Origin of the sequence: Methylobacterium sp. GC_Met_3 (assembly GCF_026540775.1) — a bacterium.
Taxonomy (GTDB): domain Bacteria; phylum Pseudomonadota; class Alphaproteobacteria; order Rhizobiales; family Beijerinckiaceae; genus Methylobacterium.
The window spans coordinates 114,202-133,219 of sequence record NZ_JALNUL010000005.1 but is presented as its reverse complement, the minus strand read 5'-3'; the positions used below and the strand labels follow the sequence as shown (position 1 = coordinate 133,219).

The window sequence follows — 19,018 nt, the reverse complement described above, 5'->3', positions numbered from 1 at the left end:
CTTACGTGATCCGCCGTGGATCCGCTGCATGCGCTTGCCGGCAGCGTTTTGCGCCCGACCTTCCGACACGCAACGCAAGCGTGACGGGGGAAGATGATGGGCCTGCTGGATGGTGCGAAGAACCTGATCGGCGATGTCGTGGCCGCAATGGACCGCGCCCTGGAGGATACCGGCAGCGGCAAGCTGACCTTGGCGCTGGCAAAATTTTATCCCGGCGGCCTCGTGGCCTTCCTCGACCGCCTGCGCGAGACCGGCCACGGCGGGGCAGTGGATTCCTGGCTGAAGGCGGGGGCATTGCCCGAGGAACGGCAGGGCGTTTCGGCCTCCGCCGTCGCAACCTGCCTGCCCGACGCGGTCACCAAGCGTCTGGCCTACGACCTCAGCATCCCCGAGGGGCGGGTGGCCACCGCCCTCGCGGAGTTCCTGCCGGCCGCGGTGGCGGCGCAGAGTGAGAACGGTACGCTGAAGCCGCAGCCGAATTTCAGCACGCAGATCCGCTGAGCTACGGGACGGCGCATCGCATCAGGGGCGGGGCAGTCGCACAGCTCAGGTAGCAGCTCTGCTTCTGGAAGCAGAACCAGGACAGCTCGCCGCTCTTGAGGCAGGCGCCACCGCAATGCCGGTAGGTGCCGTAAAGCGGGCGGACGAACACCGCGTCCGTGAGGGCGCGGTCGTGCGTTGTCGGCCGGGCGGTCTCGGCCGGCAACGCCAAAGCCGCGCTTGCCCAGAGCGCGAGCAGCAGGGACGGGGCGAGGCATCTCATGACCGGGCGACCAGGGAGCGGGAACCGGGTCGGCATTCCGGCCCAAGCCGCCGGCACTGTCGACTAAATTGCGGTTCACGCGGCGCCGACCTCCCCCCGTCGGCAAACTGCCCTAGACTGATATCGGACGGATCGATCGACGGGGACCCGCATGAGCTTGCTCGATTCACTTGGCGGCGCGTTTGGCGGATCGCTGGGCCAGATGGCGATGAAGGCCTTGCCCGGCCTCATCCAGCAGGTGCTGCCAGGCGGCCTCAACGCGCTGCTCGATCAGCTGCGTCGCTCCGGCTACGAGAGCCAGGTGAATTCCTGGCTCGGCCGCGGCCCGAACGAGCCGATCACCGCAGACGACCTGCACAAGGTTCTGGACAACGAGCAGGTTCGCCAGATGGCACAGAAGCTCGGTATCCCGATCGATCAGCTGTTCCCAGCCTTGGCCGAGGCGTTGCCGCAGGCGGTGGATCACCACAGCCCCGACGGGACGCTGCAGGTTCCGAAGGCCTGAGCCTTCGGAAACGAAAACGGCGGCCCCTCAGGACCGCCGCTCGCTGTGATCGGAATGGGCCGCTCAGTTGCTGGCGAGCTGGGACATCGGGTCGACCGGCGCGCCGCCCTTGCGGATCTCGAAGTGCAGCTGGGGCGAGGTCACGTTACCCGATGCGCCGGACTTGGCGATCACCTGACCGCGCTTGACCTTCTCGCCCGGCTTCACGTCGAGCTCGCCGTTATGGGCGTAGGCCGAGACGTAGCCGTTGGCGTGACGCACCAGCACCAGCTTGCCGTAGCCCTTCACGTCCGAACCGGCATAGGCGACGGTGCCCTCCTCGGCGGCCTTGACCGGCGTCCCCTCGGGCACGGCGATGTTGATGCCCTCGTTGCCGGAGGTGCCGTAGCCCGAGATCACCCGGCCCTTTGCGGGCCAGCGGAAGCTCTCGGAGGCGTCGGCGACCGAACCGGTGGCGGCGGGCTCGGGCTTCGCCGGAGCGGCGGGCGCGGCAGCCTTCGGCGCCTCCTTGGCGGCAACCTTCTCAACCTTCTCAACCTTCTCGGCGGCTGCGGCCTTCTGCGCGGCCTCCTTGGCGGCCTTGGCCTCGGCGAGCTTCTGGGTCGCCTCGGCCTTCGCGGCGGCCTTGGCTTCAGCCTTGGCCTCCATCGCCTTCGCTTCGGCCTTGGCCTTCGCGTCGGCCTTCGGGTCCGGCTTCTTCTCGTCGGCCTTAGCAACCTGCCCCGGGCGGACGTGACGCGGCTTGTCGTCCGCCTTCGCGTCCACCTTTGCGGCTTCCTTCACGGTCTCCTTGCGGGACTTGGTGTCGGCGACCTTGCGGGCGGCGGCATCGCGCGCCAGCGCTTCCTTGCGCTCTGTCTCCTTGTCGGCGGCCCGCTTGGCCGCTTCCTTGGCGGCCTCCTTGGCCTCCTCGCGCTTAGCCTCGTCGCGCTTGGCCTCTTCGCGCTTCGCTTCTCGGGCGGCTTCCTCGCGCTTGGCGGCCAGCTTGCCGTCGACCTGCTTGGAATCCTCGCGCTTCTCCTCAGCCGCCCGGGCCGGGCGGGCGGTCATCGGAGCGGCGGCCGGGTTCATGCCGGAGGCGTTGTAGACCGGAATCACGATCTGCCGGCCGGGGGTGATCTGGTTCGCGCTGGTCAGGCCGTTGGCCGACAGGATCGCCGAGGCGGGAACGCCGTAGCGAGTCGACATCTGGTTCAGGCTGTCGTTCTGCGACACGGTGATCTGGGTGCCGCCCTGGGCGTTCCAGCCGACCTGACCGGTCGACGCGACGCGGGTCGCGGGCGCCGAGGCATGGGGCTGGATCGGCGCCGCAACGCTGGCGCTGCGCGGTGCCCCGGGGGCACTCAGCGCCTCCGACTGGATTCGGCCGGTGCGGACCGGAGGCACCGACTTGAGGCCACCGTCCGGCAGGCTGCCGGTGGCAGCGGGCTCCGAATCAAACGGATTTGAGAACGGGTTGCTCAGGCGCGATGCGTCCGAGGAACAGGCGGCTGCCGCCCCACCGATGATACCGATGAGGGCGACCCGCGACAGCGTCCGCAACATCCGACCCTTACCGCGCACCCGCATCGACGCACCCGTTTGCCTGACGCAACTTGATGCCCCAATGAAGACGGATTCAGGTTAAGCAACCGTTCCCGTTCCGCACGACTGCGTGCCTCTTACCAAGGGCGGCGCTGTATTCGTGGCCCATTTCAGGATGATCGCGGGGGGCCTGACCGTGCCTTTTCTGCACCGTCCGGCACCCCATCTCGGTGGGATGTTTACCATCCGCGCCGCCCGCGCCACCCTCAGCGACCTGCCCGGGATCGACACTTCACGCCTGTCGATCGTGGCGCTGCAGCCTGAGGATGCCGACGCCGTGCGCCGGCTCACGGACGATCCGGCGATCACCGCGGCGGTGGATTTTCTGCCGACGCCCTTCACCCTGCAGGACGCCCAGGATCTGATCCTGAGCGGGCGGCGGGGACAGGACCGCTTCCTGGGAGCCTGGATGCGCGGAACAGACTCCGCAACGGGGTCCGTCGGGGGTGACCTTGTCGGCGTCGTCGGCACGCATCTGCGCGGCGCCGGGGTGATCGAGATCGGCTACTGGATCGGCGGCGCCGCGCGCGGACGCGGCTTCGCGTTCGAGGCGGTCTCGGCGATCATCGACCTCCTCGTGAGACGCTTTCCGAGTCGCACCATCGTGGCGGAATGCCGCCCCGCCAACGTCGCGTCCTGGGGGCTTCTGGAGAAACTCGGCTTCCGCGACACGGGTGAGGAGGGCCATCGGCCAGGCCGGCGGCTGCTCCGGCGGACCTAGACCGCTCTGCAACGACGCGGCCATCGGTACGGCGGAGAGCGCGTCACATCGGGAACTGAGAGCCGTACGCGATCAAGCACGGCTCTCGCACACGGTCACAAGACCGGGCGCTTCGATGTGCGGGCTGCTCAAGCCGCGGCGGCCTCGGCGACGGCTGATTCGACGGCCCGGCGCTGCTTGTTCTTCCGCCGCTTGCCGATCGTCATGGGCGGCTCGTCGGACGGTATCCGCTCGGCCAGAGCGAACTGGTGGAGCGCGTCTACGGTCTGGTTGTCCTGAGACCGCGCCTCGATCAGCGCATAGAAGGCCGCGCGCACGATATCCTTCTTCGAAGCCTCGGGATGCTTTTCGCGGACGGCCGCGCGCAGCGCCTTCGGCGTCATGCCCGGCACAGCCAAGCTCCAAAGGGTGGCGGACAAAGCCTCCATCACGAACATCTCCAAGTTTCCTGATCCGGCCGCAGCCCGACAGCGAGGATAAGTACATGACATCGGCATGGGCGTTCAAGTGATCATCCACACATCGTTTTTCTTACTAAGCACGAAAATGCAATACCGGATGAAATACATCTCATAATCTACGATAATATGGATGAAATACGCCGCGTATTGGTAGCCACAGGCGGAAAACAGAACATATTAAATTAAAAAAGCCCCCGTCTCGTGAACGGGGGCTTCTTGCGGCCGCCGAAGCGGCCGGTCTACGTCGCGGATCAGAAGGTGATGCCGGTCTCGACCATGTAGCGGTCCTGGGAGGTGCGGTTGCCGGTCCGGCCGAAGCCGGTGCCCAGGCTCCCCTCCGCGAGGTTGCCGCGGGTGATGTTGCCGAGTTCGACATGCGCGTACTCGACCCGGAAGAAGTACCGGTCGAACGTGAAGGTCGGCGTCACGGTCACCGAGAAGGCGTTGCTGCCCGCGCCGAAGCCCAGGAGGTTCGGGGTCGATCCGCCCCGCACGCCGGTCTGCTCCGTGTATTCGACGCGGCCCGCCAGAGAAAAGTTGTCGGTGAACGAGTAGGCCGCCAGCAGGGCGCCGCCGTAGGTCGACGCGGAGGCGTTGATGCCCACGCGCGGATCGCGCTCGACGTTGGTGAACTGGAAGTACGGCGAGATGATCCACGGACCATTCGCGTAGGTGTAGTTGATGTCGAAGATGCCGCTGTTCTGCTGGAAGCCGGGCGTCGCGAACTGGTAGCGCGCGCTCCGGGCGAAGGAGTTCGTCCGGCCGAGGTTGAGGCCGCCGTTCACGCCGATCGTGTTGTAGTCGTCGAGCTTGTAGGCGACGTTTCCGGTGAACCACGTGATCTCGTTGGAGAAGAACCCATCCGTCCCGGCCAGCGACACCGAGAGCGGGCCGCTGCTGTAGTTCACCTGAACGCCCTGGTTGATGAAGTTCTCCTGCACGAACAGGAGGCCGCGGTTGATGTTCAGGTTCTGGTAGGTGAACAGTAACTCGCTGCCAATCAAGGTGAACAGCCGGCCGCCCTGGATCGACCACTCGTCGTTGATCTGGATCTTGCCGAAGGCGACCGGGACCGGGCCGAACAGCAGGTCGGTCTGCGTGAAGGTGCCGAGGGTCGGGAAGCCGAGCTGCGGGATCGAGTAGCCGCCGGCCTGGATGTAGAACTGGAACGCGCCCTCAGGCTTCTGGATGACGCCCTGGATGTTCGAGAAGTCGAACCGCGCGGAGCGATCGCGATCATCGGGCGCCGCCGGCGTCGCGAACGACTTGAACGGATTGGTCTGCGTGTAGCCGTAACCCGTCACGGCGCCGCCGACATAGAGGTCGCCCAGCGGGCCCGCGGCGAAACAGGTCGGGTTCGGGTTCGCCTTGATCACGCCGCCGTAGGTCGGGCCGAGGAGCGTCGCCTTGCATGGCTCGGCCGGGGGCGCCACGGGCACGGGAGCCGGCGCAGCTAGATCGGCCGCCAGGAGACTGGTCGAGGACAGCAGGACAGCGGCAAGGCCGGACAGGGTGGGTCGGGTCAGCATGATGTCGCCGCTCGTTGTGGTTCGTCTACGGTCAAGCTGACATCGACCAGCAAATGACACAAAATCAAACATACGGCAGTTGCATATTTTTTGAGCATTTCAACATCGCGGCGGACCGATACCGCTCAAATGTGTCTTTGACGCAACAAAAACGGGATCGGCAGGTCCCTTAGCCTGCGGGCCCGGATCAGCACCTCATAAAAGTCGCGCGAATTCTGCGGCTTCAGCTCCGCGCGCCGATCGAATCACAGCGAAACCCTCCGAAGTCCTGTCGAGCCAGACGTTCGGCGAGCGCTGGCAGGAACAGCAGAGCCTCTTCGGCGAGGCGCCAAGGCGGATTGACGACGATCAAGCCGCTGCCGGTGAGTCGGGTCGGATCGTCCGGCCGGTCGATCAGCAGGTCGAGGCGGAGCGCCGGGCGGGGCAGGGCGGCATCGAGCTCGCCGACCATGCGATCGAGGGCGGCCGCATCCTTGATCGGGTACCACGCCAGGAACACGCCGGTCGGCCACTTCGCCACTGCCCGGGCGACGTGGGAACCGAGCCGTTCGATTTCGCCGGGCACCTCGTAGGGCGGGTCGATCAGCACGAGACCGCGCCGCTCGGGGGGCGGGATCTGGGCGTTGACCGCGGTCCAGCCGTCAAGGCTCATCACCTTCGTGCGCGGATCGCGCTCGTAGCGCGCCCGCAGGGTCGCGGCATCGGCCGGATGCAGTTCGACGAACACACCCTTGTCGCCGGGCCTCAGGGCCTCGCGGATCACGGCGGGCGAGCCGGGATAGGCGGTTGCGCCGTGGCGCGCCTGCACCGCCGCCACCGCGGCCCGATAGGGCGCGAGCAGTGCCTCGACGGCGGGCGGAAAGGGCTCTTCCATGCGGCCCCAGCCGTCCCGCCACTCGCCGGTGCGGGATGCCTCGTCGGCCGTGAGGTCGTAGACGCCGAGCCCCGCGAAGGCGTCGAGCGCCCGGAACGGCTTGTCCTTGAGGCGCAGATGATCGAGCACCCGCGCCAGGACGAGATGCTTGAGCACGTCGGCATGGTTGCCGGCGTGGAAGGCGTGCCGATAATTCATGAGGTCGCGGTGAAGCGGATCCGGCGGCCCGGGTCCAGCGCCTGCGGTCGAAAAAAGTCAGCGTGCGGCGTCGAGGGAGATTTCAGGCGCACGGCAATTGCTGCGGGCGACCTCGGGGCAGGAGGTGAACCCCTTAAGATCCTTGCCGAAGCAGATCCGCACCTCCTGCAACTGCCCCCGGGTGCAGGCGACCGCCATCATGTCGGGGCGCAGCCCGCGATTGGCGGCGACGAACTGGCGGGCGATCTCCATCGGCGCCAGCGTCTGCGACGGGCCACCGCCCTTGAGGCCATCCGGGATCGTCACGGCCAGCCGCGCGTCCCGGGCGGCGGCGAAATAGGCCGCCGGATCGAGGCCCGAGCAGGTCCCGTGCTTGCGCCACTCGTAGCGGGCAAGGCCCTCGCTCGGATAGACCTGCCCGGCCACCTCGATCGCCTGTCGGGTCGGTGCGCGCAACACGGCGGAACAGTTCTCGGGGTAGCCTCGGCTGTATTGCGGCCACAACCCGTGGACTACGAAGCCGAGCCCGCGGCCCGGCGCGCACTGGACGTCGTCCCGGCGCTCGCCGGTGCCCGCGCAGTAGGTCGGGGACCACGACAGGGCCAGCACGTAGAAGTCGAATTCGCCGGGGCTGCCACGTCGGGCGAAGCCGCCGTAATCCTGAGCGAGGGCCGGCCCGGCGATCAGCAGGCCGGCGAGGCAGGCTGCGAGCCCCCGCATGGTCAGGGACGCGCCATCCGGCAGGCGGTGGCGTAGGCGTAGGCAAGTTCGCGGTCCAGCCCGTGGACGCAGAACTCGACGCCCCAGGTTGCGCCGATGATGCCGAGGCTCTCGCGCACGGAGTAATCGACCTTGCGGCGCATACCGTCGGACGTCGTCACGGTCGCGGTGCAGAACCGGCGCGGATAGGTGTCCAGCCCCCAGGGCCGCCACGCGGTGCGCTCGATCGTGTCGAACGACAGGATCGTCATCGACGAGTTCCAGAACTTCGCCTCCTTCTCGGCGAAGTTGGTCGAGACCCGCTCCAGCACCGAGGGATCCTGACAGGCTGGGATCTGCGCATCGAATGGGAAGACCCGCTCCTCGGCGGGCTCGATATCTTCGCGCGCCGAGCGGGCGAGCGCCGGCTGCGCCAGCGCGATGAGGGCCAGCCCGAGGGCGAGGCCGTGACGGATCGAACGCATGGCGCGAGCCTCGGCGGATGTACGGTCCTGCATCCCAGGACGATGACTCGGCAGGCCCGCCAGTCAAGCTCTGGCTGCGCCAGAAAAGCCCTTTTGACGGGCGGTGCGGCGTCGCCGCTACAGTGAGTCGACGGCTATGCCGACGATCCCCCGTGCAGCAAGAAGCCGCCTCAGTAGATCGGCCCGGTGCCGGGCGACGGCGCCCCGAGCTGGAGCGGCTCGTCGTAGGCCCCTGTGGGCTCCTCCGGAGCGGCGGTTGCGACACGGGGCGCGGATCGGACCGGCGGCGCCGACGTGTAGGCCGTCGCCGCCGGCAGGCGTGCCGGAGCGCGGGCGACCTGCGTCGGGCTTGCCGCTTTCGACATCGGCGCGACGCCGTAGGGATCGTCCTCCTCGATATCCACCGGGGCCTGCGGGGCGGCGGGCTGGTGCGGCGGCGGCACCGGGCGCGACAGGGGCCGTTCGGCGCCCGTGCCGAGCTGCGGCGTGAACTTGATCAGGGGCTGGCAGATCCGCCTCAGGCCCCGCGGGTCGTGCCGGGCGAGGTCCACGTGGATGTGGTCGTAGTGGAACACGTTCGAGCCAGGCGCCAGCACCGTCGAGAAGCGCTGGCAGGCGCCCAGAAAAATTTCGCGCAGGAAGGCCTGCTCGGCCTCCGTACCGCGCCACCCGCCCTTGACGGTGATCACGTGGCCGTCGGCGAGCTTGACCGACATGACGTCGATGGCGTTGCCGAACCCGTGCTCGGAAAGCTTCGCCCCGGGCTGATTGTTGCGGCCTCGGCAGGAGTAGGAGCCCGCGTTGATCTCGGCCACCGGCACGCCGAAATACAGGTTGGCGGCGGGCTGGATCGTGTCGGCGAGCCAAGCTTCGGCCTCGGCGAGCGCCGGGCATCCAAGGGTCATGCGCTGCTTCATCAGCACGGAGCCGCCGCCGAGCCGCGTCACCCGGAACGGCTGCTGCATGCCGCAGGGACCCGGACCGTCCATCGCCGCCACCGGCGTGATGAACTCGGTGGGCTCCACCAGCTTCTTGGCCAGGCAGACCTGCTCCGCCTGGTCGCGCCACGGCTCGCGCCGCTCGAAATGATTGATCGAGCACGCGGTGAGCCCTGCGCCGAACAGCGCCAGGGCCGAAATCAGGGATACGCCACGCCACATGACACGGACGATGCGCATGGTCCCGTAAAGCGTTCGTCAACGCCGTTTCCCGAATGCCGGGACCCTTGACTGAGTTGACAGAGGCCCCGTCCAGAGCACTGAATACAAAATGCTCTCGCTCCTCGATCTCCGCGCCCGCATCGCTGCCGGCACCCTGACGCCCGCGGGCGCGATCGATCTCTGCCGGGCGGCGATCGCTGCCCGGGATCCGGAATTGCGCGCCTTCGTCACCCTCGACGCGGCACCCACGGTCCCGGAGACAGGGCCGCTCGCCGGGATCGCGGTGGGCGTGAAGGACATCATCGACAGCGCCGGCCTGCCGACCCAGATGGGCTCGCCGATCTACCAGGGCTGGCACCCGCGGGGGGATTCCGCCGTGGTGGCACGGCTGAAAGGCCTCGGCGCGGTGGCGCTTGCCAAGACCACCACCACGGCCTTCGCCAGCAGCGATCCGACGGAAACCGTCAACCCGCACGATCCCGGCCACACGCCCGGGGGATCCTCGGCTGGGTCGGCTGCGGCGGTCGGCGCCGGGCTGCTGCCGCTGGCGCTGGGCACCCAGACGGCGGGTTCGGTGATCCGGCCCGCGAGCTATTGCGGCTGCGCGGCGGTGAAGCCCTCGTTCCGGCTGATCCCGACCGTGGGGGTCAAGACCTATTCCTGGGCGCTCGATACGGTCGGCCTGTTCGCTGCCGGCGTCGCGGATGTCGCGCACGCCCTGGCGCTGGTGACCGGCCGACCACAGATCGAGGGGGCGGAGACGGGATCCGCGCCCCGCATCGGCCTCGTCCGACAGGATTTCGCCGAACCGCCGGAGCCGGAGGCCGAGGCCGCCCTGGCGCGGGCCCGACAGGCGGCCGAGCGCGCCGGCGCGCACGTCATCGACCTTGCTCTGCCGCCGGAGCTAGGCGAGGCCTGGGAGCGCCATCGGATCATCCAGAACTACGAAGGTCGGCTGGCGCTGGCCTGGGAGTACGACACACAGGCCGAAGCCCTCCCGCCGCTCGTCCGGGCGCATCTCGATGCCGGCGCCGCGATCGCGCCAGCCGCGTATGACGATGCCCGCCGCCATGCCCACCGGGCCCGAAGGGTGCTGAAGGACCTGTTCGCGAATTACGACGCGATCCTGACCTTCTCGGCGCCGGGACCGGCCCCCGCGACGCTCGCCGCGACCGGCGATCCGCGCTTCAACCAGCTCTGGACGCTGATGGGCGTGCCCTGCGTGAACGTACCGGTACCGGGCGACCGGCTTCCGATCGGCGTCCAGGTCATCGGCCGCTTCGGCGACGACGGGCGCGCCCTGGCCGTGGCCCGGATGCTCGAGGACGCCCTGCGCTAGCACGGCATACCAAGGGTTCCCGAAGGGCTGAGCCCTTCGGCGGGGTGTCGGGGTGGAGCCCAGACGATCGGGCTTCGCCCGAACCCAGCAAGGCTCTACCCTGCACCCGCGAAAGGTCACGGACCTTTCGAAACCAGAAGTTTACGTGCTCGGCTGCTCGTGGAGGGTGTCCTCGACGTAGAGCTGCTCCAGCAGCACCTTGATCACCGCCATCAGCGGCAGGGCCAGGGCGATGCCCCAGAGGCCGAAGATCACGCCGAGGATCAGCTGCCCGGCGAAGATCGTGGCTGGGGGGATGTCGAGGGCGCGCTTCTGGATGAACGGCGTCAGGCCGTAGCTCTCCAGGCACTGCACGGCGAGGTAGACGCCGATCGCACCGATCACCGCCTTGGTGCCGGAAGCCAGGGCGGCGAGCACGATCACGAGCCCCGCGACCAGCGGTCCGACTGTGGGCACGAAGGCGAGCAGGCCGGCCTGGAGGCCGAGGATCAGCGCACCGCCGATCCCGAGGAACGCCAGCCCCGCCCAAGTGCACAGGAAGATCACCGCCATGATGATCAGCTGGCCGAACAGCCAGTGCCGCAGGGTCTCGCCCGCCCCGTCGAGGACCTGGCTGGCCCGCCAGCGCTTCTGTGGCGGCACGAAGCGCACGACGCCGTCCCGGTAGGCTTTCGGGTCGGCCGCGAAGGCGAGCCCCAGGAAGGCGATCACCAGGACATTGCCCAGCGCGTCGAACAGCCCGAGGATCACCGCGGCCGCCGGTCCCAGCACGCTGCCGGCATCCGAGACGATCGAGCCGCTTCCCTTCAGGAGGCCGTTGGCGAGACCGCCGAGCCCGCCCTCTCGCTGGCCGGATTCGGTCGAGCCGTCCTTGCCGCCGCCCTGTGGCGCGAAAGACGGCACATCGATGCCGCGCGCGGAGAGCCAGCTGGTCACCGTTCCGGCTTGATCCTTGATCGTGGTGCCCAGGTCGCGTCCCTGCTGCACGATCGTGGCGCCGCCGTAGGATCCGAAGGCCAGAACCGCGATCGCGACGGCGAGACTGGCGATGGTCAGCCGCAAACCCCGGGGCAGGGGCACGACATGGCCGAGCCCGCGCGTCAGACCGTCGAGGAAGACGCCTAACAGCACGCCGGCGAAAATCAGCAGCAGCGTCCCCACCGACATCCAGGCCAGCGCAAGCGCCGCCGCGAAGCAGACGACCGCAATACCCGAGGCGGCGAGCGGCGCCGCACCGCGCCACGGCCTGGCCGGGCCCTCGACGTCCTGAAGCTTCCTGTCCAACATCATCGCTCCCGCAGTGCGGCTCCACGAACGCCGCGGTACCACCCGGGGTCAAGTGCGCGCGGCGCGGTATGTGCGATTCGCGAACGCGCGTTTCCGTGCTGATGACCGACGCGGGCATCCCGAGACCGGGGACCGAAAGGTCGTTCGCGCGTTGGTTGCGGCCGCCCAACCGATTCCGGCGGGGGCACAAGCAGGAAACACGCGATGAGCGATCATTATGGCGAGACGCAGATCCGTTCCCTCGGCCCTGGCCACACGGTCGATTCCGCCGATCAGCTCAGCAGCGTGGTCCTGATGGGCATCGCCATCGCCGGGGGCATCCTGGCCGTGCTGCTCAACGCGCTGATCGTGTAGGCCGGCTCAGCCCCAGCGCCCGGCCGCGGCGTCGTCCTGCGCGGTCGCCTCGACCCAGGCGCCGGTGGTGCCGTCTGCGAGGTGCTCGCGCTTCCAGAACGGCGCGCGGGTCTTGAGATAATCCATCAGGAAGCTCGCCGCCTCGAAGGCGGCGATCCGGTGGCTCGAGACCGTGATCACCAGAACGATTCCATCGCCCGGGCGCACACGCCCGTAGCGGTGGATCATCCGCACGGCCTGGAGCGGCCAGCGCGACGACGCCTCCGCGGCGACGCGAGCCAACTCCGCCTCGGCCATGCCGGGGTAATGTTCGAGTTCAAGCGCCGCCAGGCGGCCGTCCTCGTCCCGGCACAAGCCAGAGAAGGTGACGACGGCGCCGGCTCGACCCCCGAGATCGGCGGTGATGCGGGCGATCTCGGCCGCGGTATCGAAGGGCTCGGCCTGGATGGCGATGCTCGGGACGGGCGCGCTCATGCTTCGGTCCATAGGGGTCTGGGACGGCTCCGGCCAGCCCTCTGCCTGTCACACCGGTCGATGCCTCTATATGACACGGTCTACCGCGCCCTGCCGGCGCCGGGGTGCTTTGCCCCGGGCCGGCGGTGGAGAAGGATATCCACGTGACCCCCGAGCTCATCCTGCCCTACGAAGGCGTCCTGCCGGACTTCGCGAGCCGGCCCGTCTGGTGCGGCCGCGGCAGCACCGTGATCGGCGCGGCCCGCATCGGCGCCCAGTCCTGGATCGGTGACGACGCCGTCATCCGCGCGGACGGGCAGAGCGTCATCCTGGGCGAGCGATTCTGGCTCGGACCGCGCTCCACCGTCCACATCGCCACCCAGGCGCGGGGCACGCAGGTCGGCGACCGGGTCACCGTCGGGCGCAACAGCGTCGTGCATGCCTGCACGGTCGGCTCCGATGTCGTGATCGAGGACGACGTTGTGATCCTCGACGGGGCGGAGATCGGCGACGGCGTGGTGATCGAGGCGGGCTCCACCGTCTTCCCGAGAGCGCAGCTGACCGGCGGCTTCGCCTACGCGGGCAGCCCGGCGCGGCCGAAGCAGCCGGTGACACTCGAAGACGTCGCCGAGCGTGCCGAGCGCCTGCGCGAACGGATGGGCGAAGGATCCACGCCGCCCGCCGGAGATCCACCCGAGGTCGAGGCCAGCGTGTTCGTGGCCCGCACCGCGACCGTGCGCGGGCGGGTGAGCTTGGGCGCGGGATCGAGCGTGCTGTTCTGCTGCGACCTCAACGCCGAGGCCGGGCCGATCGTGATCGGCGCCGACACCAACATTCAGGACAACACCCTCATACGGACCCGCGGAGAGGGCGTGGTGATTGGGCGCGACACGACGATCGCCCACAACGTGCGGATCGCCGACTGCCGGATCGGCGCCCGCTCGCTCATCGGAATTGGCGCGGCGATCGCGCCCGGCACTCTGATCGCCGACGATGTGATGCTGGCCGCCGGCGCCACCACGGATCCCGGCCAGATCCTGGAGGCCGGCTATCTCTGGGGGGGCCGCCCGGCGCGGATCCTCGCGCCCCTCGACGCCGAGAAGCGCGCCACGATGATCCGAATCGTCGAGGGCTATTGCCGGCACGGGCGGGAATACCGGGTGGCTCAGGAGGCGTTGGGTTAGCAACCGCGCTTCGCTTCTCCCACCCTCGACCGCATCCTGAGATGCGGACAGCCTCCCTCGCTAGAGCCCTAAGCTTTGCTCTGAAAGATCAGGATGTTGGAGCGTTCGGGATCCTACGCGTCACGTGTCTCAATCAGTGCTGCAGGATCTTCGACAGGAAGGTCTGTGCCCGCTCCGACCGGGGGCTGCCGAAAAAGTCTTCCTTCCTCGCGTCTTCGACGATCTCGCCGCGATCCATGAAGATCACCCGGTCGGCGACCTTGCGGGCGAAGCCCATCTCGTGGGTCACGACCATCATGGTCATGCCTTCCTTGGCAAGTTCCACCATCACGTCGAGCACCTCGCCGACCATCTCGGGGTCGAGCGCCGAGGTCGGCTCATCGAACAGCATCACCACCGGGTTCATGGCGAGCGCCCGAGCGATGGCCACCCGCTGCTGCTGGCCGCCCGAGAGCTGCCCCGGGAACTTGGTGGCGTGCGCGCCGAGGCCGACCCGGGCGAGCAGATCCAGCCCGCGCTTCTTGGCGTCCTCGGCGCTGCGGCCGAGCACCTTGCGCTGAGCAATGGTCAGGTTGTCGGTGATCGACAGGTGCGGAAACAGCTCGAAATGCTGGAACACCATGCCGACCCGCGAGCGGAGCTTGGGCAGGTTGGTCGCCTTGTCGACCACCTTGGTACCCGCCACCGTGACCTGGCCCTTCTGAAAGGGCTCCAGGGCGTTGACGCATTTGATCAGGGTCGACTTGCCCGAGCCCGAGGGCCCGCAGACCACCACGACCTCGCCCTTGGCGACCTTAGTGGTGCAATTGGTCAGCACCTGGAAGTCGCCGTACCATTTGCTGATGTTGTCGATGGAAATCATCGTCTCGCCGGGCGCCGCCGCGGGGGCGCCGGAGATCAGGTGGCCGGGCTGGAGGCCCGCATCCGTCGGCGCGTAGGCGGCCTCGGCGGCGGGTTCTGTGGCGTGTGGAGCCGGCATCGGGGACGAGGTCATAGGCAGTCTCCAGTGTCGGTCAGCGGATGATGGCCACGCGGCGCTGCAGGCGGCGCACCAGGAACGAGGCCGAGAAGCAGATCGCAAAGTAAACGACCGCCGCAAAAATATACATCTCGACGAGGCGGCCGTCGCGCTGGGCCACCTTCGAGGCGGCGCCCATGAAATCCGTGAGCGACAGCACGTAGACCAGCGAGGTGTCCTGGAACAGCACGATGGTCTGGGTCAGCAGCAGCGGTAGCATGTTGCGGAAAGCCTGGGGTAGGACGACGTTGCCCATGGTCTGCCAGTAATTCATCCCCAAGGCCTGCGCAGCAGCGGTCTGACCCTTGGGGATCGATTGGATGCCCGCCCGCATGATCTCCGAGAAATAGGCTGCCTCGAAGGCCATGAAGGTGATCAGCGCCGACGGGAAGGCGCCAACCTGGATCGGGGTCGAGCCCCCGGTCAGATAGGCGCCGATATACGGCACCAGGAAGTAAAACCAGAAGATCACCAGCACCAGCGGCAGCGAGCGGCACAGCTCGACATAGCCCTTCGCGACCTGGGTGAGTCCCGGCACGCCCGAGAGCCGGGCCATGGCCAGCAAGGTGCCGATGATCACGCCACCGACGGCCGCCATGGCGGTGAGCGTCACGGTGAAGACCATGCCCTGCCCGAACAGGTAGGGCAGGGAGGAGACGATGACGGAGAAGTCGAAATTCGAGAGCATCGGCGCCTGTTCGCGGTGGCCGTCGGGCGGGTGGTCGGGTGCGGGCTATCCTCAGCGCTGGCCGGGGATGGTGACCGCCTTCTCCAGGAAGGTCGCCGCCGTGACGACCACGAGGTTGATGATCACGTAGAGGATCGTGGCCGCCGTGAACGCCTCGAACACCTGGAAGGAGAATTCCTGCATCGAGCGGGCTCGCGCGGTCAGCTCCAAGAGACCGATGGTCAGCGCCACCGACGTGTTCTTCAGGTTGTTGAGGAACTCCGAGGTCATCGGCGGCAGGATGATCCGGTAGGCGTTGGGCAGCAGCACGTAGCGGTAGGTCTGATAGGTGGTGAAGCCCATGGCGGTGCCGGCCATCCGCTGGCCCCGCGGCAGCGCCTGGATGCCGGCCCGGACCTGCTCGGCCACCCGCGAGGCGGTGAAGAAGCCGAGGCACACCACCGCGGTGTAGAATGGCGCGTCCGGCAATTGCTTGATCGCGTCACCGATCCGTGTCGGCACAACCTCCGGCATTACGAAGTACCAGAGGAACATCTGCACCAGCAGCGGGATGTTGCGGAACAGCTCGACATAGGCCGTGCCGATCGCGTTGGCGGGCTTCGACGGCAGGGTGCGCAGCACGCCGACCAGCGACCCGAGGAAGAACGCGATAATCCACGAGCAGAGCGCGGTGGCGATCGTCCACAGGAGCCCCGACAAGAGCATGTCGAGGTAGGTACCATTGCCCTCCGGCGAGGCATCGAAGAAGATTCGCCAGTTCCAGTTATAGTTCATCGCGCCGCTTCTACTGTGAACTTACAGAGGCGCATCGCAGGCCTTTGCCCGCGGTGCGCATCATCGTATCGCTGGATCTCAGTAGGCCGCCGGATCGGGGCTCGAGATCGGCGTCGTGAACTGCTTCTTCATCTCCGCGCTCATCGGCAGGTTGAGGTTGATGTTGCGCGGCGGGATCGGCTTCGTGAACCACGTGTCGTAGAGCGCCTTGCCCTCGGGGCTCGTGTAGAGCTTGGCGGTGGCGTCGTCCGCGACCTTCTTGAACTCCGTGTCGTCCTTGCGCAGCATGATGCCGTAGGGCTCAGGCTTCGACAGGGCCTCGGTGGAGATCTCGTAGGCTGACGGGTCCTTGGAGGACGCGGCGAGCGAGGCGAGCAGCACGTCGTCCATCACGAAGGCGGCGGCGCGGCCGGTCTCGACCATTAGGAACGCCTCGGCATGGTCCTTGGCCGGCAGGATCGTCAGGCCGAGCTTACGCTCCGTGTTGGCCTCGTTGATCTGCTTGATGTTCGTGGTGCCCGAGGTCGACACGACGGTCTTGCCCTTCAGGTCCTCGATCGTGTGCAGGTTGGCCGACTTCTTCGAGACGTAGCGCGTGGCGGTCAGGAAGTGCGAGTTGGTGAACCACACCTGCTTCTCGCGCTCGGCATTGTTGGTGGTCGAGCCGCACTCCAAGTCGATCGTGCCGTTCGCCATCAGCGGGATGCGGGTGGCGGAGGTGACCGGGTTGAGCTTCACCTCGAGGTTCGGGAGGTTGAGCTTGGTCTTCACGGCGTCGGCGATCTTGTTGCAGATCTCGAGCGCGTAGCCGACCGGCTTCTGGTCGCCGCCGAGATACGAGAACGGCACGGACGCGTCGCGGTAGCCGATGACGATGGCGTTGGAATCCTTGACCTTCTTGAGGGTGCCGGTCAGCTCCTGCGCCCGGAGACTCATGGGGGCGAGGGCGAGGGTCAGACCCAGCGCCGCGGCAACGCCGCGGCGAGCGATATCAGACTGCATCGGTACGGAACTCCTGGATCGGGCCGAACGGTGTCGGCAGGCGGCTGAGCCTACAGGCCCGCCCGCTCGGGCGACGCCTTTGCAATGATGGTGCCGGGAGGAGGATCGAGTCGCCGCGCGCGAACGCGGCTGAATGCGGATAGGGCGCGGCCACGCTCGTATGCATACGCGCAGACGCGATACCTACCCCCCTCATGAACGCCTCCAAGACGTCGAGCCGGCCTGCCGCTCGTGCCAGCGGCATCATGCACACTTCTTAGGCGTACGCACGGGGGCTCGACGGCGTATCCGCCATCAAGACTGACGAATGCACCGCATCTCAAACGACGACGCCGCCCCACAGATAGGATGCGGAGCGGCGTCGGGCTGACTTACGGGATCAAAGAACCGTCCGGTCTTACTTGGTCAACTCGTTACCCGTGTAGTCGATCTTGCCGTCAGCGCCCTTCTTCCACTCGTACATGACGTAGTCGGGCCGTGTGATGTCGCCCTTCTTGTCGTACGCGATCGGGCCGACCACGGTCTCGACGGCCTTGCCCTGGTGCAGCCACTCGGCGAGCTTCTTGCCGTCGCTGGATCCGGTCTCGGCCATCGCCTTGGCCAGCACCTGAACGGCCGCATAGGAGTAGAGGGTATAGCCCTCGGGATCGATGTTCTTGGCCTTGAAGGCAGCGAGCGCGGCCTTGGCGTTCGGGTTCTTGCGGGCATCCGGCGGGAAGGTCGTCAGCGTGCCCTCGGCCGCGGGGCCGGCGATCGCCACGAGTTCGCGGTCGACCATGCCGTCGCCGCCCATCATCGGCGCCTTGAGGCCCTGATCGCGCATCTGGCGCAGCATCAGGCCGGCCTCGGTGTAATAGCCACCGTAATAGACGACATCGACATTGGCCGACTTCAGCTTCGAGACGAGGGCGGAATAATCCTTCTCGCCCGGGTTGATGCCCTCGTACATCACGTCCTTGCCGCCCTTGGCCTTGAGCGCCTTAAGGGTCTCGTCGGCCAGACCCTTGCCGTAGGGGGTCTTGTCGTGAACGAAGGCGATCTTCTTGCCCTTGAAGTGGTCGGCCAGATAGGTGCCGGCCACCGCGCCCTGCTGGTCGTCGCGGCCGCAGGTGCGGAACGTGTTCCACATGCCGCGCTCGGTGAACTTCACGTTCGTGGAGGCGGGGGTGACCTGAATGATGCCGGCGTCGAGATAGACGTCGGAGGCCGGGATCGACACGCCGGAATTGTAGTCGCCGACCACCACCTTCACGCCGTCGCTGGCGAACTTGTTGGCAACCGAGACGCCCTGCTTCGGGTCAGAGGCGTCGTCGCCCACAGTCACGGTCAGCGTCGTGCCCTTCAGGGTGCCGGCCTTGTTCAGGTCCTCCACCGCTTGGCTCGCGCCGTTCTTGAGCTGCGCACCGATGGCAGCGCTGTTGCCGGTGATCGGCGCAGCGATGCCGAGCTTGACCTCGGCGGCCTGCGTTCCGGCCATCATGGCGCCGAGGGCGAGCCCGGCCAGCAGAATCGATCTCATCGCGTACTTCCCCTTATCGTCAGGACCGCACGTGCGGATCCGGCCGCACTCATCGGACCCCGCCCGCTGCAGGCGCGCGTTCGCGCCATGTCAGCGGTGAGGTCTTCTCGTAGAGCCAGCGGTACTGGCTCGTCATCTGGCGCGTCCGCGTGTAGCGGAAGCCCGCCGCGCCGATGATCATGACCACGACAGCGTCGACCGCATAGTAGTGCAGCGACAGCAGCGTGCCCGAAAACAGGGCGTAGTGGATGAAGCGCACGGCAGCCGCCACGAGCAGAAGCGCAAGGGCGCATTGCCAGAACGGCCGCCAGCCCCGGGCGATGCCGCGGGCCGCCATCCAGCCGGCCCAGCCGCCCATCACCACGGTGACGAGCAGGAACAGCCAGGCTGACGGCTCCTCGTACAGGATCTCCTGCAGCAT

Annotated in this window: 22 protein-coding genes; 6 read left to right on the top strand and 16 right to left on the bottom strand. The window is 67.7% G+C overall.

Features of this window, described 5'->3' with window-relative positions; translation table 11 throughout:
- Window positions 1–93 precede the first annotated feature (93 nt).
- On the top strand, window positions 94–501 hold the full coding sequence (locus OXS27_RS09705) for a YidB family protein (protein WP_243920418.1): 408 nt from the start codon (window positions 94–96) through the stop codon (window positions 499–501).
- A 1-nt stretch (window position 502) separates the two neighbouring features.
- Here the strand turns inward: OXS27_RS09705 and OXS27_RS09700 are convergent, their stop codons facing one another.
- On the bottom strand, window positions 503–763 hold the full coding sequence (locus tag OXS27_RS09700) for a hypothetical protein (protein WP_267355823.1): 261 nt from the start codon (window positions 761–763) through the stop codon (window positions 503–505).
- A gap of 151 nt (window positions 764–914) precedes the next feature.
- On the opposite strand from OXS27_RS09700, the gene OXS27_RS09695 reads away from it, so the two are divergent.
- A complete protein-coding gene (locus tag OXS27_RS09695; protein WP_243920416.1) occupies window positions 915–1,268 on the top strand; it encodes a YidB family protein in 354 nt (117 codons plus the stop codon).
- Between the two features lie 63 nt (window positions 1,269–1,331).
- On the opposite strand, the gene OXS27_RS09690 is transcribed toward OXS27_RS09695, so the two are convergent.
- Window positions 1,332–2,837, bottom strand: a complete 1,506-nt coding sequence (locus OXS27_RS09690) for a peptidoglycan DD-metalloendopeptidase family protein (RefSeq protein ID WP_267355820.1) — start codon at window positions 2,835–2,837, stop codon at window positions 1,332–1,334.
- A 190-nt stretch (window positions 2,838–3,027) separates the two neighbouring features.
- On the opposite strand from OXS27_RS09690, the gene OXS27_RS09685 reads away from it, so the two are divergent.
- Window positions 3,028–3,573, top strand: coding sequence for a GNAT family N-acetyltransferase (locus OXS27_RS09685; RefSeq protein WP_267355993.1), 546 nt, complete (start codon window positions 3,028–3,030; stop codon window positions 3,571–3,573).
- 128 nt (window positions 3,574–3,701) lie between these two features.
- On the opposite strand, the gene OXS27_RS09680 is transcribed toward OXS27_RS09685, so the two are convergent.
- From OXS27_RS09680 to OXS27_RS09655, 6 genes are all read right to left on the bottom strand, one after another.
- Window positions 3,702–4,010 (bottom strand): hypothetical protein, encoded by a 309-nt coding sequence (locus OXS27_RS09680; RefSeq protein ID WP_267355818.1) that lies wholly within the window; start codon window positions 4,008–4,010, stop codon window positions 3,702–3,704.
- 275 nt (window positions 4,011–4,285) lie between these two features.
- On the bottom strand, window positions 4,286–5,563 hold the full coding sequence (locus OXS27_RS09675; protein WP_267355816.1) for a porin: 1,278 nt from the start codon (window positions 5,561–5,563) through the stop codon (window positions 4,286–4,288).
- 223 nt (window positions 5,564–5,786) lie between these two features.
- Window positions 5,787–6,635 (bottom strand): 23S rRNA (adenine(2030)-N(6))-methyltransferase RlmJ, encoded by an 849-nt coding sequence (rlmJ, locus tag OXS27_RS09670; RefSeq protein WP_267355814.1) that lies wholly within the window; start codon window positions 6,633–6,635, stop codon window positions 5,787–5,789.
- 57 nt (window positions 6,636–6,692) lie between these two features.
- A complete protein-coding gene (locus OXS27_RS09665) occupies window positions 6,693–7,355 on the bottom strand; it encodes a ribonuclease T2 (protein WP_267355812.1) in 663 nt (220 codons plus the stop codon).
- A gap of 2 nt (window positions 7,356–7,357) precedes the next feature.
- Window positions 7,358–7,819, bottom strand: coding sequence for a hypothetical protein (locus OXS27_RS09660; RefSeq protein WP_243920408.1), 462 nt, complete (start codon window positions 7,817–7,819; stop codon window positions 7,358–7,360).
- 170 nt (window positions 7,820–7,989) lie between these two features.
- On the bottom strand, window positions 7,990–8,997 hold the full coding sequence (locus OXS27_RS09655) for an extensin family protein (protein WP_243920406.1): 1,008 nt from the start codon (window positions 8,995–8,997) through the stop codon (window positions 7,990–7,992).
- A gap of 91 nt (window positions 8,998–9,088) precedes the next feature.
- Here OXS27_RS09655 and OXS27_RS09650 point away from each other — a divergent pair, with 91 nt between their 5' ends.
- Window positions 9,089–10,318 carry an amidase gene (locus tag OXS27_RS09650; protein ID WP_267355809.1) on the top strand — a complete coding sequence of 410 codons (1,230 nt, stop codon included), beginning with the start codon at window positions 9,089–9,091 and terminating at the stop codon, window positions 10,316–10,318.
- A 141-nt stretch (window positions 10,319–10,459) separates the two neighbouring features.
- On the opposite strand, the gene OXS27_RS09645 is transcribed toward OXS27_RS09650, so the two are convergent.
- On the bottom strand, window positions 10,460–11,605 hold the full coding sequence (locus tag OXS27_RS09645) for an AI-2E family transporter (protein WP_267355807.1): 1,146 nt from the start codon (window positions 11,603–11,605) through the stop codon (window positions 10,460–10,462).
- Window positions 11,606–11,809: 204 nt separating this feature from the next.
- Between OXS27_RS09645 and OXS27_RS09640 the strand changes: the two genes are divergently transcribed.
- Window positions 11,810–11,959 (top strand): hypothetical protein, encoded by a 150-nt coding sequence (locus OXS27_RS09640; RefSeq protein WP_243920402.1) that lies wholly within the window; start codon window positions 11,810–11,812, stop codon window positions 11,957–11,959.
- Between the two features lie 6 nt (window positions 11,960–11,965).
- Here OXS27_RS09640 and OXS27_RS09635 read toward each other — a convergent pair whose 3' ends face one another.
- Window positions 11,966–12,433, bottom strand: coding sequence for a molybdenum cofactor biosynthesis protein MoaE (locus OXS27_RS09635; RefSeq protein WP_243920400.1), 468 nt, complete (start codon window positions 12,431–12,433; stop codon window positions 11,966–11,968).
- Window positions 12,434–12,576: 143 nt separating this feature from the next.
- Between OXS27_RS09635 and OXS27_RS09630 the strand changes: the two genes are divergently transcribed.
- The gene (locus tag OXS27_RS09630) at window positions 12,577–13,596 is read left to right on the top strand and encodes a gamma carbonic anhydrase family protein (protein ID WP_243920398.1); all 1,020 of its coding nucleotides are present in this window, start codon (window positions 12,577–12,579) and stop codon (window positions 13,594–13,596) included.
- A gap of 133 nt (window positions 13,597–13,729) precedes the next feature.
- Here OXS27_RS09630 and OXS27_RS09625 read toward each other — a convergent pair whose 3' ends face one another.
- The 6 genes from OXS27_RS09625 to OXS27_RS09600 all read right to left on the bottom strand — a co-directional run bounded on the left by OXS27_RS09625 (window position 13,730) and on the right by OXS27_RS09600 (window position 19,015).
- Window positions 13,730–14,458 carry an amino acid ABC transporter ATP-binding protein gene (locus OXS27_RS09625; RefSeq protein ID WP_243920616.1) on the bottom strand — a complete coding sequence of 243 codons (729 nt, stop codon included), beginning with the start codon at window positions 14,456–14,458 and terminating at the stop codon, window positions 13,730–13,732.
- Window positions 14,459–14,609: 151 nt separating this feature from the next.
- Complete coding sequence (locus OXS27_RS09620; RefSeq protein WP_243920397.1) at window positions 14,610–15,302, bottom strand: ABC transporter permease subunit; 693 nt, start codon at window positions 15,300–15,302, stop codon at window positions 14,610–14,612.
- Between the two features lie 51 nt (window positions 15,303–15,353).
- Window positions 15,354–16,076 (bottom strand): amino acid ABC transporter permease, encoded by a 723-nt coding sequence (locus OXS27_RS09615; protein WP_267355804.1) that lies wholly within the window; start codon window positions 16,074–16,076, stop codon window positions 15,354–15,356.
- A gap of 78 nt (window positions 16,077–16,154) precedes the next feature.
- The gene (locus tag OXS27_RS09610) at window positions 16,155–17,078 is read right to left on the bottom strand and encodes an amino acid ABC transporter substrate-binding protein (protein WP_243920395.1); all 924 of its coding nucleotides are present in this window, start codon (window positions 17,076–17,078) and stop codon (window positions 16,155–16,157) included.
- A gap of 397 nt (window positions 17,079–17,475) precedes the next feature.
- Window positions 17,476–18,597 carry a branched-chain amino acid ABC transporter substrate-binding protein gene (locus OXS27_RS09605; RefSeq protein WP_267355802.1) on the bottom strand — a complete coding sequence of 374 codons (1,122 nt, stop codon included), beginning with the start codon at window positions 18,595–18,597 and terminating at the stop codon, window positions 17,476–17,478.
- A 49-nt stretch (window positions 18,598–18,646) separates the two neighbouring features.
- Window positions 18,647–19,015, bottom strand: coding sequence for a DUF6867 family protein (locus OXS27_RS09600; RefSeq protein ID WP_243920614.1), 369 nt, complete (start codon window positions 19,013–19,015; stop codon window positions 18,647–18,649).
- Between the last annotated feature and the right edge of the window lie 3 nt (window positions 19,016–19,018).

Bases quoted from the DNA above. Each gene is read 5' to 3' on its own strand.
- OXS27_RS09705 (WP_243920418.1), top strand. From the start codon at position 94: ATGATGGGCCTGCTGGATGGTGCGAAGAACCTGATCGGCGATGTCGTG.
- OXS27_RS09700 (WP_267355823.1), bottom strand. From the start codon at position 763: ATGAGATGCCTCGCCCCGTCCCTGCTGCTCGCGCTCTGGGCAAGCGCG.
- OXS27_RS09695 (WP_243920416.1), top strand. From the start codon at position 915: ATGAGCTTGCTCGATTCACTTGGCGGCGCGTTTGGCGGATCGCTGGGC.
- OXS27_RS09690 (WP_267355820.1), bottom strand. From the start codon at position 2,837: ATGCGGGTGCGCGGTAAGGGTCGGATGTTGCGGACGCTGTCGCGGGTC.
- OXS27_RS09685 (WP_267355993.1), top strand. From the start codon at position 3,028: ATGTTTACCATCCGCGCCGCCCGCGCCACCCTCAGCGACCTGCCCGGG.
- OXS27_RS09680 (WP_267355818.1), bottom strand. From the start codon at position 4,010: ATGTTCGTGATGGAGGCTTTGTCCGCCACCCTTTGGAGCTTGGCTGTG.
- OXS27_RS09675 (WP_267355816.1), bottom strand. From the start codon at position 5,563: ATGCTGACCCGACCCACCCTGTCCGGCCTTGCCGCTGTCCTGCTGTCC.
- rlmJ (WP_267355814.1), bottom strand. From the start codon at position 6,635: ATGAATTATCGGCACGCCTTCCACGCCGGCAACCATGCCGACGTGCTC.
- OXS27_RS09665 (WP_267355812.1), bottom strand. From the start codon at position 7,355: ATGCGGGGGCTCGCAGCCTGCCTCGCCGGCCTGCTGATCGCCGGGCCG.
- OXS27_RS09660 (WP_243920408.1), bottom strand. From the start codon at position 7,819: ATGCGTTCGATCCGTCACGGCCTCGCCCTCGGGCTGGCCCTCATCGCG.
- OXS27_RS09655 (WP_243920406.1), bottom strand. From the start codon at position 8,997: ATGCGCATCGTCCGTGTCATGTGGCGTGGCGTATCCCTGATTTCGGCC.
- OXS27_RS09650 (WP_267355809.1), top strand. From the start codon at position 9,089: ATGCTCTCGCTCCTCGATCTCCGCGCCCGCATCGCTGCCGGCACCCTG.
- OXS27_RS09645 (WP_267355807.1), bottom strand. From the start codon at position 11,605: ATGTTGGACAGGAAGCTTCAGGACGTCGAGGGCCCGGCCAGGCCGTGG.
- OXS27_RS09640 (WP_243920402.1), top strand. From the start codon at position 11,810: ATGAGCGATCATTATGGCGAGACGCAGATCCGTTCCCTCGGCCCTGGC.
- OXS27_RS09635 (WP_243920400.1), bottom strand. From the start codon at position 12,433: ATGAGCGCGCCCGTCCCGAGCATCGCCATCCAGGCCGAGCCCTTCGAT.
- OXS27_RS09625 (WP_243920616.1), bottom strand. From the start codon at position 14,458: ATGATTTCCATCGACAACATCAGCAAATGGTACGGCGACTTCCAGGTG.
- OXS27_RS09620 (WP_243920397.1), bottom strand. From the start codon at position 15,302: ATGCTCTCGAATTTCGACTTCTCCGTCATCGTCTCCTCCCTGCCCTAC.
- OXS27_RS09615 (WP_267355804.1), bottom strand. From the start codon at position 16,076: ATGAACTATAACTGGAACTGGCGAATCTTCTTCGATGCCTCGCCGGAG.
- OXS27_RS09610 (WP_243920395.1), bottom strand. From the start codon at position 17,078: ATGCAGTCTGATATCGCTCGCCGCGGCGTTGCCGCGGCGCTGGGTCTG.
- OXS27_RS09605 (WP_267355802.1), bottom strand. From the start codon at position 18,597: ATGAGATCGATTCTGCTGGCCGGGCTCGCCCTCGGCGCCATGATGGCC.